This is a genomic window from Geminicoccaceae bacterium (genome assembly GCA_020638465.1).
Classification (GTDB): Bacteria; Pseudomonadota; Alphaproteobacteria; order Geminicoccales; family Geminicoccaceae; genus JAGREO01.
Map to the genome: position 1 here is coordinate 153230 of JACKIM010000003.1, position 17091 is coordinate 170320.

A 17091-nucleotide genomic window follows, 5' to 3' on the forward strand; every position below is an offset into this window, starting at 1 on the left:
CGATGTTGAGCAATATCTTCCTCGGGCTGGAAACGGCCCTCACCCCGTTGGCGCTCGTCTACTGTTTTCTCGGGGTATTTTTCGGAACACTGGTCGGCGTCATTCCGGGCATTGGCCCACTGACGGCGATCTCGATGCTGCTCCCGCTGACCTATCACCTCGACCCTACGACGTCACTCATCATGCTGGCGGGGATCTGGTATGGCACCGGCTATGGCGGATCGACGGCGGCGATCCTCGTCAATATACCCGGCACCACATCGTCCGCCATCTCCTGCCTCGATGGGCACCCGATGGCGCTTCAGGGTCGGGGCGCGGAGGCGCTTTTGATGACCTCCGTCGCCTCGTTCGTCGGCGGTATCATCGGCATCGTGCTACTGATGATCTTTGCGCCGACGATCGCCCGCTATGCGCTCAGCTTCGGCTCGGCCGAATATTTTTCGCTGATGGTGCTGGGCCTGGTAGCAGCCAGCGCGGTCAGCGACGGCTCCGTCGCCAAGGCGCTGGCCATGGTCGTGTTGGGTGTGGTCTGCGGCACCGTCGGAATCGACCTCTACACCGGCGACGAACGCCTGACCTTCGGCGTACTCGACCTGTCAAATGGCATCGGGCTCGTTCCATTGGCGATGGGTGTGTTCGGAATTGCCGAAGTCGTCAGCAACGCTCAGTCTGGCGCAAGACGCAACTTCGACCGCAAGAGTGTTTCCCTGCGAACCATGAAGCTGCCGCGCGAGGAGGTGAAGCGCTCGATCATGCCGATGTTGCGAGGCAGCGGCATCGGATCCTTCTTCGGCGCACTGCCCGGCACCGGCCCCTCGGTCGCCTCGTTCTTCGCCTACGCCCTCGAAAAGCGGCTGTCGACGAGCCCCGAACGCTTCGGCAAGGGTGCGGTCGAAGGCGTGACCGCACCGGAGGCCGCCAACAATGCCGCCGATCAGACGGCCTTCGTGCCAACCCTTACTCTGGGCATTCCCGGCAGTGCCACCATGGCTCTCATGCTGGGTGCGCTCACCATCCACGGGATCGCACCGGGACCGAAGCTGCTGTCGGATCAGCCGCAATTGTTCTGGGGCCTGATCATGAGTTTCTGGATCGGCAACCTGATGCTGCTGGTGCTCAATATTCCGATGATCGGGCTGTGGGTGCGACTGCTGCTGGTGCCGTCACGGTTCCTTTATCCGGCGATCCTGATGTTCATCGCGATCGGCACGCTCAGTCTGCACAACAATACCTTCGACGTCTGGCTGGTGATAGCCTTCGGCCTGATCGGCATCGTCATGCGCTGGCTGGACTTCCCGGCGGCACCACTGCTGCTGGGCTTTGTTCTCGGTCCCATGATGGAAGAGCATTTCCGCCGGGCCATGCTGCTTTCCCGTGGCGATCCGGCGACCTTCATCGAGCGCCCGATCAGTGCCGTCGTCCTGGGACTGGCGCTGCTGATGCTGGTCTGGGGAATATGGTCACACCACAAGAACAGGCGTCTTGCGCCTGCTGCCATCAGCTAGGAGAATACCGCAAAGTGCGGGGCACCCGACATCCAAAATCCCTGCCACCGTCAAGCTCGAATGGCAACTGCCCCGCACTTTGCAGTACTCTCCTTTCAGGACCCCGTTTATATTATTCGGCCATTATCTCCAAAATGACCGAATTCGGCGATCACTCTTTCGGGTTGGTAAGAATTACTGAACGCTGCAAACCGTGCTCGCCGCACAGATCTGCAAGAACCTCATGCATTCTGGCGATGATTTCGCCCCGGGGACTGACCGTACGTTCAACAATGCCGATCTGGCGGTTGATCTGCGGTTGACCGAACGGGAGGCGCAGAAGGTTCATGTCTTCGGGCTCCTGCAGTGCCACATGCGGTACGACTGATATTCCGAGGCCCTGTCGCACGCAGGTGACGATCGAGCCAATGGTGTCGATCTCGGCTATATCCTGGGTGACGACTCCAAGCCTGGAGATTTCCGTGTCGATGAGATTGGCAAGCGGGACGCCGCTCTTGAAGCGGACATAGGGGCGGATGTTGAGCATCGCGATCGGATCGTCCGGCGTTGTGCCCGCCGGTGCGATCAGCCAGAGCGGCTCGCGGAGAAACGGGCTCCAGCGCAGCGCGCCCGGGAATCCAACATGCTCGGCAACCACCGCCGCATCCAGCCGCCCAGAGGCGACATCGGCGATGAGGGTGGAGGACAGAGAGACGCGCAGGTTGGTTTTCAGTTCGGGATATTGCTGGCGCATATGCACGATGGCTCTCGGCAGGAGGTTCAGCGCGCTGGAGCGTACCGAGCCGAGCATGAGCGTCCCGGCGATCCGGTCGCCGCGCAGCGTCGCCTTGGCATCCTCCTCGCGCTTGAGAATATCCTGCGCCATTTCGATGACCTGCAGACCCTGCGGGGTCAGCTTCGGCGGGCGTGAACCACGGTCGAAAATAGAAGTGTCAAGTTCCGCCTCCAGCGCCTGAATCTGCTGACTGACCGCCGAAGGCGTGAGACCGACGATGTCGGCTGCCTGCGCGAAGGTGCCGTGCGTCCTGATGACTAGAAGCGTCCTGAGCTGGCGTGTATCCATCCACTTATCCAGTTTTTCTGAATTTAATAACCAGAATTACGCGCTTTTATTAAATGATTCTTTTTCATAAATCTATCCTTAACAAATATCATCGGAGGCAAACGCTTTGGGCAAAACCATTCTCGTTACGGGTCCCGATCTCGACCCAGCTGCCGAAAAACTCGTCGCCGAACATGGCTACACTACGGTCCACACACCCGCCTATGCCGACAGTACGGTCATTTCCGAGCATCTCGAGGCATCAGGTGCGGAAGGGATCGTGTCGCGAATGGGCCGGATCGATGCGGCGGTGATGCAGGCGGCACCACAGCTTCGAGTGATTTCCAAGCATGGTGTCGGTGTCGACAATATTGATATCGAAGCAGCAGCAGAGCGAGGTATTCCCGTGCTCGTGGCAACCGGTGCGAATGCCGTTTCAGTTGCCGAGCATGCGATTGCGCTGATGCTCGCAACTGTGAAGCGGATCCTCCCGCTCGACGCTGGTCTGCGCGCTGGCCGCTGGGAAAAAGCGGGCTTTTCCGGCCGCGAGATCGCGGGCTCGACGCTGGGGTTGCTGGGCATGGGTGCCATTGCCCAGGCAACCGCGCGCTTTGCCAGGGGGCTCGGGCTCGATCTCATCGGCTATGATCCTTTCGCACCGGACAATATCTTCGAGACGTTCGAGGTCAGGCGCTGCGAACATGCCGACGAGCTCTTCGCCGTGTCCGAAATTCTCAGTCTGCATTGCCCGTTGAACGATCAGACACGCGAGATCCTGAATGCCCAGGCGATCGCGCGGATGCCTGAGGGCTCCTATGTCATCAACACCGCCCGTGGCGGTCTGATCGACGAAGCCGCACTGCTGGAGGGCATCCGCTCGGGCCATCTGGCCGGCGCCGGTCTCGACACCTTCGCCAGCGAACCGCCGGCAGCGGATCATCCCTTCTTCGGCGAACCCCGCATCGTCCTCACCCCACATATCGGCGGCGTGACACGGCAGGCGGGCGCCCGCGTCGGCGTCGAGGCCGTCCGGGGAATCTTTCAGGTGCTCGAGGGTCAGCCCGTGCCGCCCGAGCGCATCATCAATCGCAAGCTTCTCGCCGCCGCGGCGGTAACCTCTGCCAACAAGGAACTATGAGCATGTCCATCGGTTTTCGCATTCTCGAACGCCAGCGCGTTGCGCCGAAGGCTCTGGTCGAAGCGTTCGCCAAACTCCCGGTGGCCAATGTCTCCGACTCCATGGCGCGCATGACGGCGGGCGGAGTCAGCCTTAGGCCGATGCACGCAAAGGGAGGCATGGCCGGTGTCGCGCTCACGGTCAAATCGCGGCCTGGCGACAATCTGATGCTGCATAAGGCCATCGACATGGCAGTTCCGGGCGATGTGATCGTCGCCGATGCCGGTGGTGATCTGACCAACGCCCTGATCGGTGAGCTGATGCTCGCCTATGCCGTGAAAAAGGGCGTGGCCGGTTTCGTGATCAACGGTGCCATCCGCGACGCCGACGCCTTCCGCGAAACCAATCTGCCGACATTTGCCGCCGGCATCACCCATCGGGGCCCCTACAAGGATGGGCCGGGCGAGATCAATGTGCCGATCGCGCTCGACGGCATGGTGATCGAGCCGGGCGATATCGTCATCGGCGACAGTGACGGTGTGCTTGTCGTGCCCATCGACGTTGCCGAAGACGTCCTGACGAAGACGCAGGCCAAGCAGGATGCCGAGACCCGGCAGATGGGGGCCATCACCGAAGGTACGAACGACCGAAGCTGGGTCGATGCAGCGCTGAAGGAGCGTGGTTGCAGCTTCCCGGAAAACTGATCCTTGAACACTCAGAGGAGGATGAACATGTTGAAACTCATGCAGAAGACGGCATTGGCGGGGGCGATGATCCTCGTCGCGGGAGCGGCCCAGGCTGAATATCCCGAAAAGCCGATCGAGATCATTGTCGGATATTCCGCCGGTGGTGGCACCGATGTCATGGCGCGCACGGCGGCACCCTTCATCGAGAAATATCTGGGCGAAGGTGCAAGCCTCGTCGTCAAGAACATGCCGGGCGCAAGCGGCCAGATCGGCATCACCGAGGTCGCCAATGCCGAGCCCGACGGCTACACGCTTGGCACGTTCAACCTGCCGGGCATGATGGCCCGCACCATCGACCGCGAGGCCGATTACGACATCGACAGCTTCACATATCTTGCCAATGTCGTGAACGATCCCAACGTGATCGTGACCTCCAGGAGCAGCGGTCTCGATACGCTCGACAAGCTCATCGCGGATGCCAGGGAAAATCCGGGTGCGGTCACGGTCGCCATGTCGAGCCTCGGCGGCGACGATCATTTCGCGCTCATCAAGCTGCAGAACCTCACCGAGACCGAGTACACCATCGTGCCCTTCAAGGGTTCGGCTCCGGCACGTACCGCCCTTCTGGGCGGCCATGTGGCCATGGGCATCCTCAATGTCTCCGAGGTCGCCGAGTTTCAGGACGAACTGAACGTGCTCGGCATTGCGTCGGCCGAACGTTCGGATTTCGCTCCGGGTCTGCCGACGCTGAAGGAGCAGGGTATCGATATCGTCAACGGATCGCTGCGCGGTTTCGTGGCGCCCGCGGGCCTGCCCGACGATGTCCAGGCCAAGCTCCTGAACGCCTTCTCCAGCCTCGCCGACGATGACGCCTTCATCAAGGCGATGGCCGGCACTGCCAATCCGGTCGACGTGGTCACCGGCGCCGACTTCAAGGCGCTGACCGGCGAACTCCATGACCTGGCTGCACAGGTATGGGAAAAGACACCCTGGAATTGACGATCTGAACCGCGCGAGGGCGATGGCTCTCGCGCATCACCCGACGCGCCGCAAGGGAGGCAAAAACAATGTCGGAACATCCGACCCACCGTCTGGCCCGGCCGGAGACCCTGACTGCATTGGGCATCATCGCGGTTGCTGCCTTTTTCATCATTCCGACCATGGACCTGCAGCCGATCTCGGCGCTGCTTCCTGTGGCAATGCTCGCAGGGATGGTCATTCTTGCTGCCCTGCTCCTGATTGCTGACCAGCGCAAGGCCGTTGCGGGCGAGGCTCCCGAGCCGATGACCAAGGCGCCGAAGCGGGTTCTTGGAGCCTTCGCCCTGATCGTCGCCTATGCGATCGCGACTCAGTTCATCGGTTTCTATCTCAGCACGGCGATTTCCGTTCCGCTCGTGGCCTTTCTTTTCGGCTACCGCGAGCCGTTTGGTCTGGCACTGGCGACCGTGATCGTCGTCGGCGCGATCTATCTGATCTTCGATTTCGGGATGGCACAGGACTTCCCGTCCGGAAGCCTCTGGCAGAAGTGAGGAAACCATGTACGCCGATCTTCTCCACGCATTGCCGAGCGTCTTCGGCTTCGCCAACTTCGCTGCTATCGTCATCGGTGTCATCGCCGGCATTGTCGTCGGCGCCATGCCCGGCCTCAGCGCCACGATGGCGATCTCGGTGCTCGTTCCCTTCACCTTCGGTCTCGAACCGCTGGTCGCCCTCGGCCTGATGGCGGGCATCTACAATGGTGCGATGTATGGTGGCGCTATTCCGGCCGTGCTCTTGCGCATTCCCGGCACGCCGGCCGCTGTCGCCACCACCTTCGACGGCTACCCCATGGCGCAGAAGGGCGAAGGCGGCTTTGCCCTGCAGGTAGCGGTCGTCTCGTCGGCCATCGGCGGTATCGCCAGCGCCTTCGCGCTGATGCTGCTCGCCCCGCCACTCTCCAAGGTAACGCTGCTGTTCGGCCCGTCCGAGGTGTTCTGGGTCGCCGTCTTCGGCCTTGCGAGCATCGTCTTTCTTCTGGGAGGAAACCCGCTCAAGGGGCTCATCAGCGCCTGCTTCGGCGTGTTCGTCTCGGTGATCGGCTCCGATCCCATCCTTGGCAGCGATCGCTACACTTTCGGCCAGTTGGAGATCCTCGACGGCATCCACATCGTCATCCTGCTCGTCGGCCTCTATGCCCTGCCACCGGTGATCGACCTGCTCGAGACACCGCTGAAGACCGATGGTGTGGACAGCAGCAAGCTCGGCACCGAATCGATCTGGAAGGCCTTGCCGCGCATGGCTCGCTTCTGGAAGACCTGGATACGCTCCTCGCTCATCGGTATCTGGATCGGCATTCTTCCCGGTGCCGGCGGTTCGATGGCGGCGTTCATGGCCTACAACGAGGCGCGCCGAGCTTCGAAAACTCCCGAGACATGGGGAAATGGCGAGCCTGAAGGTGTGGCCGCCGCCGAGACCTCGAACAATGCCGACACCGCTTCCGCGCTGATCCCCGCCCTGACACTCGGCATCCCCGGCACAGCCGTGGCCGCAGTCATGCTCGGCGGACTTCTCGTCCACGGATTGCAGCCCGGACCGATGCTCTTCCGCGACAATCCGGACATCGTCTTCGGCTTCATGTGGCAGTTCCTGTTCGGTGCCGTCCTGCTCGTCCTTCTGGGCGGCTCGCTCGCCACCAACAGCTTTGCCCGACTGCTCAACCTGCCGCGCCCGCTGCTCGGATCGGTGATCATCGTGCTGATGCTGATCGGCGTCTATTCAATCCACGGACGCATGTTCGACGTCTACCTGATGCTCGGTTTCGGGGCGATCGGCTATGTCATGGACAAGCTGAACTACCCGCTGCCACCGGTCGTACTGGGGCTTATCCTGGGCGGTTTCGCCGAGGAAAACCTACGCCTCGCGCTTCGCATCGGCCGCGGCGACTGGACGGTCTTGTTCGCCAACACGACCAGCCTCGTTCTCGTGGCACTCACCATCGCCGTTATCGTCGGCCCGATGATCAAGCACCGCTTCTTCGAAAGCAGCAAAACCGCCAAGGCGGAAGACTGAACCGTGGTCATGGCCGGTCCCCATCATGCGGTACGCGAGGATTGGCTCGCTCTGGTGTGCGAGGACGTGATCGCACCCGGGCAGCCCATCCTCGATGCCCACCATCACCTTTGGGACCGGCCCGAAGGCCGTTACCGTGCCGCCGAGTTCCGGGGTGATGTCGAAGCGGGACATGACGTGCGTGCCAGTATCTATATTCAGTGCCGCACCAGCTATCGTCACGACGGGCCGACGGCCTTGCAGCCCGTGGGCGAGGTGGAAACAATCCTCGACTGGTGCCGAGACCAGCCCCTGCACCCTGTGGGGATCGTCGCTTTTGCCGACCTGCAACTGGGCAGCAGGGTCCGGCCCATACTGGAAGCCCTCACCCTTGCAGGAAGCGGTCATGTGCGCGGCGTCCGCAATACGACCGCCTACCACCCGGATCCGACGGTGCGCTCGAATCCGCACCCCGCACCCGATGGGCTTTTGCGCAGTGACGCATTCCGTGAAGGCTGCACCCTGTTGAGCGAACACGGACTCTGTCTCGACGTCTGGGCCTATCACACACAACTCGCCGAAGTGGTGGAGCTGGCACGGGCGCTGCCGGATCTGACCATAATCGTGGATCATTGCGGCGGCCCGCTGGGCGTTGGCCCATTCAGACACGGGGATCCGGAGAACTTTCGAGCCTGGCGCCAGTCACTGGCGACCGTCGCCGAACTGCCGAATACCCGCATCAAGATCGGCGGCTTTGGCCTCTCGGTCATGGGCTACACATATGCCGGCGCGGCCCTCCCTCCCCATTCGTGCGACCTTGCTGCCGATTGGGAACCGTTCGTTGCAACCTGCATCGAACTCTTCGGCACCAGGCGTGCCATGTTCGAGAGCAACTTTCCCGTCGACAAGGGACAGTTCGCCTACCGGACCCTGTGGAACGCCTTCAAACGACTGACAGCCAGCCTCGATCACACCGCGCGCGACGACCTCTTCTGGAAGAGCGCGTCGCATTGCTACGGCATCGACGAACAGATTTTCGCAGACAACCAAGGGAGCAAAGCGAAATGAAGAAAACCCTGGCGGCTCTCATGCTCGTGAGCCTTTCGGCCACACCGGCGCTCGCCGAATATCCCGAGAAACCCATCGAGATCGTGGTCGGCTATTCTGCCGGCGGCGGCACCGATGTCATGGCGCGGACCGTCGCACAGTTTCTCGAAAAGGAACTTGGCGAAGGTGCAGCCGTCGTTGTCAAGAACATGCCCGGCGCTGGCGGTCAGATCGGTTTTACCGAGGTCGCATCCGCCGATCCCGATGGCTATACGCTCGGCACGTTCAATCTGCCGGCAGCACTGGCTCTGACCTATGACCGGGACGCCGACTACGATGTCGACAGCTTCACCTATCTAGCGAACTTCGTTCAGGATCCCAACACCATCGTCGTCAGTGCTACATCAGATTTCCAGACGCTGGACGATTTGATCGCAGCCGCAAAGCAGGATCCGGGGGCGATCACCGTTGGCCTCTCATCACTCGGCGGCAACGATCATTTCGCTGCGAACATGATGGAACAAGCAGCCGGTGTCGAGTTCACGCTGGTGCCCTTCAAGGGTGCATCGATGGCGCGGACCGCCATCATGGGCGGGCATGTCGCCGCCGGGACGATGACGCTCAGCCAGACGACGAGCTTTCCCGACGAACTGCGAGTCCTGGCGATTCTCGACGATGAGCGTTCGACATTCCGCCCCGATGTGCCGACCGCCAGTGAACAGGGCTACGACATCGAGATGTCCTCTCTGCGTGGTATCGTCGGTCCGGCAGGTCTTTCACCTGATGTGACCGAACGCCTGCTGCAGGCACTTTCTGCGGTGAATGACAATGCGGAGTTCCAGTCGATGATGGCCGAACAGGGCAATCCCCTAGCCTTCGTCGCAGGCGACGCATTTGCCGATGTGGCCAAGGTGCAGAACTCAGTTGCACAGACAATCTGGGAAGAAACGCCCTGGAAGTAGCAACATGCCACAAGCCCATCAATGACCAACCCAAATGCACCGATCCGGTGCGACGGAGGACAACATGAAACTCAAGGCCATCGGTGCCAGCGCCATTCTTCTGGCCACCGCTGCCGCGGCTCAGGCCACGGAGTGGACCGCCTACACCTACTCGTCCGTGTCGACGACCGCAGCTGTCAAGGGTATGACCCGGATCGCCGAGCGCGTTGCCGCGGAGACGGACGGCGAACTGACGATCGACCTGCATCTCGGCAAGACCCTGCAGATCGCCTCCTCGGACATCACGCAAGCCGTCGGAGACGGCATCGTCGACTTTGCCGCCGACTTCTTCTTCTCGGGTAATGTGCCGGTCGCGCGGGTGCTTAACCTGCCGATGCTGATCGAGAATGACGAAGAATGGAATGCGGCCTACGAGGCGCTACTGCCGACCCTGGCGGATGCCTTCGCCGAGCAGGGTGTGGTGCTGCTGGGCGGTTACCGCTATCCCGAACAGACGATCTTCACCACCTTCGAGATCGACGATCTCGCGGATCTGAACGGCCACAAGATCCGGGTCACGTCGCCCGAACAGGGCCGTTTCATCGAGGAATTCGGTGGGGCTCCGATCACGCTTTCCGGCAGCGAAGTCCCGACCTCGCTCGAGCGCGGAGTGATCGAGGGCGTGCTGACCGCCAGCGCCGGTGGGGCCAAGAACTGGCACGAGTTCCTGCCCTACAACTACCGTTTCTCGGTCAATTACGGCAACTCGATGATCATCGCCAACATGGACTCCTTCGAGGCGCTGGATGAGGGCGTGCAGGAAACGCTTCGCCAGATCGTGTCCGAAGAGGGGCCGGCGACAACCGCCGCCTTCCTTGAGGACGAGGAAGTCCAGAAAGAGGCGCAATCCAAGGCGGGCATGACCCTGGTCGATGCGGCCGAAGGTGATGCCGACATGGCTCGCGAGAAGCTCGCACCTTTCTGGGAGTCCTGGGCCGAGGAGAACGGGCCCGAATATGTGGAAGCGCTGGCCACCGTCCGCGCCGCCATCGGCAAGTAGGATGAGCACCGAACCTTCGGGTGTGGAGGGGGGACCGGCTTCAGCCGGTCCCGTCTTCGACGTGGCGGCGGGTGCTACCCGCTTTGCCACGGGCCTCGTCCTCGTCGCGCTGGTCATTCTCGTCTGTGGCGAGGCCATGCTGCGCGGCATGTTCAATTACTCGCTCGGGTTTGCCGAGGAGATGACCGGCTACGGCGTGGTCTTCCTGACCTTTTTGGGAGCCGCACTCGCCCTGCGCCGGGGCGCGCTGTTCCGCGTGCATTTCCTGTTCGACAAGCTGCCTGCCAATGCCCGGATATGGATCACCCGCATCTTCGTCATCGTGGCGATGGTGATATGCGCGATCCTCGCCTGGAAGGCTTTCGACGTGATGCTGAGCTCGATGTCCCGTGGCAAGTTCGCGCCGACAGTCTTGCGCACGCCGCTCTGGCTTCCGCAGCTCCTGCCGCCGCTCGGCTTCATGGTGATCGGCCTGTTCCTTGTCGAGCAGTTCCTGTTGACCCTGCACCGGCCCGGGGAGAGGCCCTGATGGAAGCGTTACTCGCCTTCGGCCTGTTGATCGGCCTGATCGTTGGCGGCATGTGGGTACAATTCGCCGTGGCTGGTGCCGGCCTGGTCTATATCTGGCTGCTGAAGGGCTTTGCCGGTTTCAAGGCACTCGGTCTCGTCAGTTGGGGTGCGGCCAACAGCTTCACGCTCGCTGCCATTCCACTGTTCGTGCTCATGGCCGAAATCCTGCTCGGCTCGGGTCTCGCAACACGCCTCTACAATGGCGTCGCCCCCTTCATGCGCCGGCTTCCCGGCGGTTTGTTGCACACCAACATCGCCGGCAGTGGCATTTTCGCTGCGATCTCGGGAGGCAGCGCACCCACCGCCGCCGCCATGTCCACCGTCGCCCTGCCTGAACTCTCGGCGAGAGGCTATGACAAGCGGCTGATCGCCGGCTCGCTTGCCGCTGGCGGCACACTGGGCATCCTCATCCCACCCTCGATCACGATGATCGTCTATGCGACCTTCACCGAGACCTCGATCGCACGACTGTTCGCCGCCGGACTGGTGCCGGGCATCGTCCTGGCGGGTCTCTACATGCTGTTCATCGCCATCCGCGTCCGCCTCAACCCGTCGCTCGCGCCAGTGCAGGGAGCACCTACACCGCTTCCTGAACTTGGCCGCGCCCTGCTCGATATCGTCCCGTTCCTACTGCTCATCGTGATCGTACTGGGCAGCATCTATGGCGGATTTGCGACACCGACCGAAGCGGGTGCCGTCGGCACCGTCGGTGCTGTCCTGATCGCCGCCCTCTATAACCGCCTCAACCTCGACCTGCTCAAGGGAGCGCTGTCACGAACGGCCTCGATGTCGGGCAACATTCTCTTCATCGTTTTCACCTCGATGATCTTCGCCTATGCAACCGCTCTTTCCGGTGTCGGCGAAGACCTCGTTGCGGCACTCGAAAACGCTGAAGTTTCGCGGGTCACCTTCCTCTTGATCATCATGGTCGTGTTCGCGATCCTCGGCTGCTTCATGGAAGGGCTCGGCATGATCGCGATCATCGTGCCAGTGATCTTCCCCGCACTTCTCGCATTCGGCGTCGACCCGATATGGTTTGGTGTTTTCGTTGTCATTCTGGTCGAGCTCGGCCAGCTGACGCCGCCATTGGGCGTCATTCTCTTCGTCGTCGCGAGTTCCTCAAAGGAGGTCAAGGTCGAGGACGTGATCATGGGAACGGCCCCCTTCTTCGCCATCATACTGCTTTTCATGCTGCTCCTGATCGCCTTTCCCCAGATCGCCCTCTTCCTGCCGGCCTTCACCTTCGGATGACGCCCATGACCTATCCGCCCCCCGAACCCGTCATCATCGATGCCGAAGTCTTCACCGAACTGCCACCCGCCCTGCGCCGGACCGGCGTCGGCTCCTACTGGGCCGAGCGCAACCGTCGCGGCCAGACGGTGGACAGCTTTCTCGAAGGCCCGTCATTCGATCGAGCGGGAAATCTCTGGTTTGTTGATATTCCCTTTGGCCGTGTCTTTCGTGCCGATCCTTCGGGCGAGATCAGCCAGATCGCGGAATATGACGGCCAGCCCAACGGCCTCAAGATCCATGCCGATGGCCGGATCTTCATCGCCGATTTCCAGAACGGCATCATGCAGCTCGATCCCGCATCCGGCAGCGTTACACCAGCTCTCAGGGATTGCGACACTGAAGGCTTCAAGGGCTGCAACGACCTGCATTTCGGCGATGACGGCACCCTCTACTTCACCGACCAGGGCCAGACGGGCCTGCAGGACCCGACCGGCCGCGTCTATCGCTGGCAGCCCGGGACCGGCGCACTCACCTGCCTGATCGACAAGGTGCCGAGTCCCAACGGGCTCGTCCTCGACCGTGCCGGGCACACGCTCTACCTCGCCGTCACCCGCGCCAATGCTGTCTGGCGCCTGCCGCTTTCGCCCAGCGGCAGGGTCAACAAGGCCGGCCTCTTCCTGCAGTTCTCGGGCGGCCGCGCCGGCCCCGACGGCCTTGCCCTGACCGCCAGCAATGGCGTTGTCGTCTGCCAGACTGGTATGGGTCTTGTCTGGGTCCATGACGGCCTCGGCCGGGCCATCGCGGTCATCCGCTCGCCACGCGGGCTCGGCACCACCAATTGCGCTTTCGGCGGTCCGGACGGTAGAACCCTGTACATGACAGAATCCGACAGCGGTTGCATCCTCAAGGCGGACTTCGCCCCCGAACTTAACATCGCCGGTGCGCCGATGTTCGCTCTCGGCGATTTTCAAAAGCCGGCGTCACAAACCTCGACATCGACGTTAACCTAACAGTTCCTGCTGCCTGGCGATTCGGCGCAGATGTCCGGCGAGTTCATCAGCGAAGCCTGAAAGAGTTTCCGAACGTCTCGTGAGCAATCCGAACCCGCTCAGTTTCCAGTCGATGGCAAGCGGTAGTTCCAGCAGAATACCGGCCCTTAAATAGTCGGCGACGACGGGTTTCGAGAGCATGGCTACAGCTTCACAATTCTGCAGAAGCTGCAGGGCAGCGAAAATGGAGGCGACTTCAATGCGGTTGATAGGGGTCGTCATGCCATGATTGGCGAATTCGGCCTCAAGCAGCTGGCGAGCGACGGTTGCCTCCGGCTGAAGGACCCAGGGCAGGTTTGCCAGTTGTTGCAGGCGGGTGGGCGGATTGTCGAACAGCGGATGGTCGCAGCGGGCGACAATGCTGAGTTTTTCCTCGGCCAGATGTTCGAATGCAAAAAGATTGTGCTGCATACGATTGGCGAAGCGCCCCACGGCAAAATCCAGTTCGCCACGCTCCAGCATGGTCAAGATCATGTCTGAGGTCTCGCCGAGAATGCGGATCGTCAGCAGTGGGTGAGCCTTTTTCATTTCAGCCACAGCGCTCGCCACGATGTGCGGCGCGGCACCCATGATGGCACCGATAACCAGCAAACCATGACCGCCGTTGCGCTTGATTTTGAGATCCGTGCTGAAGATCTCCAGCTGCGAGAGAATGCGATCAGCGAAGTGAATTGCATCGGCGCCGAGTGGCGTGGGTCGCATGCCCCGCGGCATACGCTCGAACAGGGTGGAGCCCAGGATTTCCTCGGCATCGCGCAAAAGCCGCGTGGCCGTGGGTTGGGTCATGTAAGTCTGTTCGGCGGCCTGATGAAGATTTTGGGTCTGGCCAAGAGCCGAGATCAGGGACAGGTGCCGCATGCGCAAACTGGCAAGTTGGCGTTTCACCATGTAAGTTTCCGATACGAAAATGATATTGATAATGCGAAATCATTCATTAGAACTGAATGGCTCCGGATGCTAGATCATCCCCATCAAAATTCCGGGAAGATCACCCGGCTGAATGGGAGGCTAACATGAGATTCAACCGTAGAATCATTATTGCCGGCAGCGCCGTGGCCCTGACGATGGCAGCCGCAATGGGTGCGGAGGCGCAAGAGCGTACCTTGCGCTTCGCCCACCACCTGCCGACCGCATCCGAACAGCATATCGCCGCGGAACGTTTCGCCGAGCGGGTCTCGGCAATCACCAATGGCGCACTCGCAGTGGAGATCCTGCCCGCCGGTCAGATGGGCGGCCAGCGCGAGATCATCGAAAGCGTGCAGCTTGGCACGCTGGACATGGGTTATGGTGAGAGTGGGCTTTATGCCAATTACGTCCCGGCCTTCGGTATCCTGTCGTTACCCTATCTCTACGGCTCGGAAGAACATTGGACGAAGGTAGTCGACGGCGAGATCGGCTCCGGCCTCGCCGACCAATTGGCGGGACAGGCTAATATCAAGGTGTTGAACTGGATACTCGCTGGTTATCGCGACACCTATCTCGCAGAGAAGCCGATAAATGCTCCTGCGGATTTTGAGGGGGTGAAGATTCGCGTGCCCGAAAGCCCCGTTTTCATCGAGACCTTTGCAGCGCTGGGGGCGCAGCCAACCCCAGTGCCCGGGCCGGAGATGTATACCGCACTACAGACCCGGCTGGTTGATGCCATGGAGGGCACACCCGAGGTCGCGGTGACCTACAAGATCTTCGAGGTCGCCAATTACGGTTCCAAGACCCGCCACATCCTTTTCGATGGCAGCTTTGCCATCAACAACGACCTTTTCAATGGCCTGCCGGCCGATCAGCAGGAGGCGATCCTGAGCGCGGCCCAGGAGGTTGCCGAACAGCAGCGCGCCGAACGCGCCGAGCGCGAGAATGGATGGTTCGAGCAGCTTGCCGAATTGGGCATGAACCTGAATGAAGTCGATACCGGGCCCTTCCAGGAGGCGCTGGTACCGGTGCAGGACGCATTCGCCGAAAAGGCCGGTGCCACCGAACTCCTGGCTGAAATCCGAGCTGCGCAATAGTCATGCCAACAGGCCCCGGGTCACGATAGCCGGGGCCTCGTTTCCTGGACCGGAGATCTTCCATGAGCCGCACCGTCAAGGTGGCGGGCCATCTGTTGTCGTCTATTGCCGTGACGATTTTCTCGGCCATGATGACGCTGGTATTTTTGCAGGTGGTCAACCGCTATATTCTGCATTTCCAACTGTTCTGGACCGAAGAAGTCACCCGCCTGCTTCTGGTCTGGTCAGTGATGCTGACCCTGCCGCTCGTCGCCCTGCGGCGCCAGGAGATCAACGTTGAGTTGGGCGCCATGACAGGTGCGGGCCTGTTGCGCCATCGCCGCGTTCTGGTCGATGGACTCTCGATCCTGTTTTGCACCTTCCTGGTCTGGCAGGGCTATCAGTTCTTCCTGCGCAATCTGCCGGCCATGTCGCCAACTCTTGGCCTGTCGCGCGGCTGGTTCGTTGCCCCCATTCCGATCGGTGCGGCCCTGACCATTCTGGCCACGCTCGTCCGGCCAGGACCGGTGGATGAGGAGACCCCGGCACCATGACCATGATCGTGCTCTTTGTCAGTTTTATCGTCCTGCTCGGCATTGGCGTACCGATCGCATTCGCCATGGGCCTGTCCTCGGTCGCGGCCTTGCTCGCCGACGGAACAGTACCGCTTTTGATCCTGCCACAGCGCTTCTTCTCCAGCCTCGACAGCTTCGCACTTCTGGCGATCCCACTCTTCATCCTGGCGGGGAATTTGATGAACCTCTCGGGCATTACCGAGGCAATCGTGCTGCTCGCACGCCGGTTGGTCGGCCATTTCCGCGGCGGGCTGGGTCATGTCAATGTCGCAACTTCCGTGCTCTTTTCCGGTATTTCGGGCTCGGCCTCGGCCGATATCGCGGCTGTGGGCGGAATGTTGATGCCGGCCATGACCCGCGAGGGCTACAAGCCTGAATGGTCGGCAGTGATCACCGCGTCTTCCGCCATCATCGGCCCTATCATTCCACCCTCGATTCTGATGGTGATCTATGGCGCGATGACCGGGCTCTCTATCGGCGATCTTTTTCTTGCCGGCATCGTTCCGGGCCTGGTGATTGCCGCCTGCCTGATGGTCATGGTCTGGCTCAAGGCCGATGCCATCGGTGCACCGCGCTATGAGCGCGCGAGCGTCAGCGAGATCGGTGAGGCTTTGCGCAAGGCCGGGCCAGCGCTGATGATGCCGGTCCTGATCGTCGGCGGCATCCAGTCGGGCGTGTTCAGCCCGACCGAGGCAGGCATCGTTGCCGTTGCCTATGGCCTCGTCTACGGCTTCATCGTGCGCAAGCTCGATTTGCGCTTGACCTACAATTTCGTGTTGGATGCCGCAATCGCCAGTAGTTCCATCCTGGTTATTCTTGGCGGTGCTGCACTCTTCTCCTGGCTGATCGCGCGGGCGGGCATTCCCGCTCAGATTGCTTCGTGGCTTTTTGCGCTGACCGACAATGGATATCTGATTCTCGTATTGGTAGCGCTGTTCCTGCTGGTGGTGGGCATGTTCGTCGAAACGATCTCCGCCCTCATCCTGGTCGTGCCGATCCTCACCCCGATTGCCAGCACCTACGGCTTCGATCCGATTCATTTCGCCATCGTCACCGTGGTCACGGTATTGCTCGGCGCCCTGACGCCGCCTGTGGCGATCCTTCTGCTGCTGGCCTGCCGGATCGGCAATGTCAGCTACGCCAAAACAATGCGACCGCTGATACCGTTCTTTGCGGTACTGATCGCCGGTCTGGCACTCATCATGTTCGTTCCGGCCATCACTCTCACACTGCCGGCCCTGTTTTAGGACAAGCGGG

17 protein-coding genes are annotated in these 17091 nt (G+C 61.3%); 15 read left to right on the plus strand and 2 right to left on the minus strand.

All coding sequences use genetic code 11. The features are described 5' to 3' along the window. Window positions 1–2 precede the first annotated feature (2 nt). Window positions 3–1505, plus strand: coding sequence for a tripartite tricarboxylate transporter permease (locus tag H6851_20350; GenBank protein ID MCB9945958.1), 1503 nt, complete (start codon window positions 3–5; stop codon window positions 1503–1505). Between the two features lie 151 nt (window positions 1506–1656). On the opposite strand, the gene H6851_20355 is transcribed toward H6851_20350, so the two are convergent. Further along, complete coding sequence (locus tag H6851_20355) at window positions 1657–2568, minus strand: LysR family transcriptional regulator (GenBank protein ID MCB9945959.1); 912 nt, start codon at window positions 2566–2568, stop codon at window positions 1657–1659. A 106-nt stretch (window positions 2569–2674) separates the two neighbouring features. On the opposite strand from H6851_20355, the gene H6851_20360 reads away from it, so the two are divergent. The 11 genes from H6851_20360 to H6851_20410 all read left to right on the plus strand — a co-directional run bounded on the left by H6851_20360 (window position 2675) and on the right by H6851_20410 (window position 13238). Continuing rightward, window positions 2675–3685 carry a hydroxyacid dehydrogenase gene (locus tag H6851_20360; GenBank protein MCB9945960.1) on the plus strand — a complete coding sequence of 337 codons (1011 nt, stop codon included), beginning with the start codon at window positions 2675–2677 and terminating at the stop codon, window positions 3683–3685. A 2-nt stretch (window positions 3686–3687) separates the two neighbouring features. Beyond that, the gene (locus tag H6851_20365; protein MCB9945961.1) at window positions 3688–4368 is read left to right on the plus strand and encodes an RraA family protein; all 681 of its coding nucleotides are present in this window, start codon (window positions 3688–3690) and stop codon (window positions 4366–4368) included. Window positions 4369–4395: 27 nt separating this feature from the next. Then, window positions 4396–5349: a tripartite tricarboxylate transporter substrate binding protein gene (locus H6851_20370; protein ID MCB9945962.1), complete on the plus strand. Its 954-nt coding sequence runs from the start codon at window positions 4396–4398 to the stop codon at window positions 5347–5349. 68 nt (window positions 5350–5417) lie between these two features. Continuing rightward, window positions 5418–5879, plus strand: coding sequence for a tripartite tricarboxylate transporter TctB family protein (locus H6851_20375; protein ID MCB9945963.1), 462 nt, complete (start codon window positions 5418–5420; stop codon window positions 5877–5879). Between the two features lie 7 nt (window positions 5880–5886). After that, window positions 5887–7398: a tripartite tricarboxylate transporter permease gene (locus tag H6851_20380; protein ID MCB9945964.1), complete on the plus strand. Its 1512-nt coding sequence runs from the start codon at window positions 5887–5889 to the stop codon at window positions 7396–7398. A 9-nt stretch (window positions 7399–7407) separates the two neighbouring features. After that, window positions 7408–8445, plus strand: a complete 1038-nt coding sequence (locus tag H6851_20385) for an amidohydrolase family protein (protein ID MCB9945965.1) — start codon at window positions 7408–7410, stop codon at window positions 8443–8445. After that, window positions 8442–9386, plus strand: a complete 945-nt coding sequence (locus H6851_20390) for a tripartite tricarboxylate transporter substrate binding protein (GenBank protein MCB9945966.1) — start codon at window positions 8442–8444, stop codon at window positions 9384–9386. The genes H6851_20385 and H6851_20390 overlap by 4 nt, the downstream gene beginning before the upstream one ends. 64 nt (window positions 9387–9450) lie before the next feature. Next, a complete protein-coding gene (gene dctP / locus H6851_20395) occupies window positions 9451–10425 on the plus strand; it encodes a TRAP transporter substrate-binding protein DctP (protein ID MCB9945967.1) in 975 nt (324 codons plus the stop codon). A 1-nt stretch (window position 10426) separates the two neighbouring features. Beyond that, window positions 10427–10954: a TRAP transporter small permease gene (locus tag H6851_20400; protein MCB9945968.1), complete on the plus strand. Its 528-nt coding sequence runs from the start codon at window positions 10427–10429 to the stop codon at window positions 10952–10954. Next, a complete protein-coding gene (locus tag H6851_20405; GenBank protein ID MCB9945969.1) occupies window positions 10954–12246 on the plus strand; it encodes a TRAP transporter large permease in 1293 nt (430 codons plus the stop codon). Before H6851_20400 ends, H6851_20405 begins: the two co-directional genes overlap by 1 nt. Beyond that, window positions 12243–13238 (plus strand): SMP-30/gluconolactonase/LRE family protein, encoded by a 996-nt coding sequence (locus tag H6851_20410; protein ID MCB9945970.1) that lies wholly within the window; start codon window positions 12243–12245, stop codon window positions 13236–13238. The genes H6851_20405 and H6851_20410 overlap by 4 nt, the downstream gene beginning before the upstream one ends. Here H6851_20410 and H6851_20415 read toward each other — a convergent pair. Beyond that, entirely contained in the window at window positions 13230–14165 is a 936-nt protein-coding gene (locus H6851_20415; protein MCB9945971.1) for a LysR family transcriptional regulator, read from the minus strand. The two genes, H6851_20410 and H6851_20415, sit on opposite strands and share 9 nt — an antisense overlap. Before the next feature lie 125 nt (window positions 14166–14290). On the opposite strand from H6851_20415, the gene H6851_20420 reads away from it, so the two are divergent. From H6851_20420 to H6851_20430, 3 genes are all read left to right on the plus strand, one after another. Continuing rightward, window positions 14291–15280: a TRAP transporter substrate-binding protein gene (locus H6851_20420; protein ID MCB9945972.1), complete on the plus strand. Its 990-nt coding sequence runs from the start codon at window positions 14291–14293 to the stop codon at window positions 15278–15280. Window positions 15281–15342: 62 nt separating this feature from the next. Beyond that, a complete protein-coding gene (locus H6851_20425) occupies window positions 15343–15813 on the plus strand; it encodes a TRAP transporter small permease (protein MCB9945973.1) in 471 nt (156 codons plus the stop codon). Beyond that, entirely contained in the window at window positions 15810–17081 is a 1272-nt protein-coding gene (locus H6851_20430; GenBank protein MCB9945974.1) for a TRAP transporter large permease, read from the plus strand. Before H6851_20425 ends, H6851_20430 begins: the two co-directional genes overlap by 4 nt. Window positions 17082–17091 lie beyond the last annotated feature (10 nt).

Bases quoted from the DNA above. Each gene is read 5' to 3' on its own strand.
- H6851_20385 (MCB9945965.1), top strand. From the start codon at position 7,408: ATGGCCGGTCCCCATCATGCGGTACGCGAGGATTGGCTCGCTCTGGTG.
- dctP (MCB9945967.1), top strand. From the start codon at position 9,451: ATGAAACTCAAGGCCATCGGTGCCAGCGCCATTCTTCTGGCCACCGCT.
- H6851_20375 (MCB9945963.1), top strand. From the start codon at position 5,418: ATGTCGGAACATCCGACCCACCGTCTGGCCCGGCCGGAGACCCTGACT.
- H6851_20400 (MCB9945968.1), top strand. From the start codon at position 10,427: ATGAGCACCGAACCTTCGGGTGTGGAGGGGGGACCGGCTTCAGCCGGT.
- H6851_20410 (MCB9945970.1), top strand. From the start codon at position 12,243: ATGACGCCCATGACCTATCCGCCCCCCGAACCCGTCATCATCGATGCC.
- H6851_20415 (MCB9945971.1), bottom strand. From the start codon at position 14,165: ATGGTGAAACGCCAACTTGCCAGTTTGCGCATGCGGCACCTGTCCCTG.
- H6851_20365 (MCB9945961.1), top strand. From the start codon at position 3,688: ATGTCCATCGGTTTTCGCATTCTCGAACGCCAGCGCGTTGCGCCGAAG.
- H6851_20370 (MCB9945962.1), top strand. From the start codon at position 4,396: ATGTTGAAACTCATGCAGAAGACGGCATTGGCGGGGGCGATGATCCTC.
- H6851_20425 (MCB9945973.1), top strand. From the start codon at position 15,343: ATGAGCCGCACCGTCAAGGTGGCGGGCCATCTGTTGTCGTCTATTGCC.
- H6851_20390 (MCB9945966.1), top strand. From the start codon at position 8,442: ATGAAGAAAACCCTGGCGGCTCTCATGCTCGTGAGCCTTTCGGCCACA.
- H6851_20380 (MCB9945964.1), top strand. From the start codon at position 5,887: ATGTACGCCGATCTTCTCCACGCATTGCCGAGCGTCTTCGGCTTCGCC.
- H6851_20405 (MCB9945969.1), top strand. From the start codon at position 10,954: ATGGAAGCGTTACTCGCCTTCGGCCTGTTGATCGGCCTGATCGTTGGC.
- H6851_20355 (MCB9945959.1), bottom strand. From the start codon at position 2,568: ATGGATACACGCCAGCTCAGGACGCTTCTAGTCATCAGGACGCACGGC.
- H6851_20350 (MCB9945958.1), top strand. From the start codon at position 3: ATGTTGAGCAATATCTTCCTCGGGCTGGAAACGGCCCTCACCCCGTTG.
- H6851_20420 (MCB9945972.1), top strand. From the start codon at position 14,291: ATGAGATTCAACCGTAGAATCATTATTGCCGGCAGCGCCGTGGCCCTG.
- H6851_20430 (MCB9945974.1), top strand. From the start codon at position 15,810: ATGACCATGATCGTGCTCTTTGTCAGTTTTATCGTCCTGCTCGGCATT.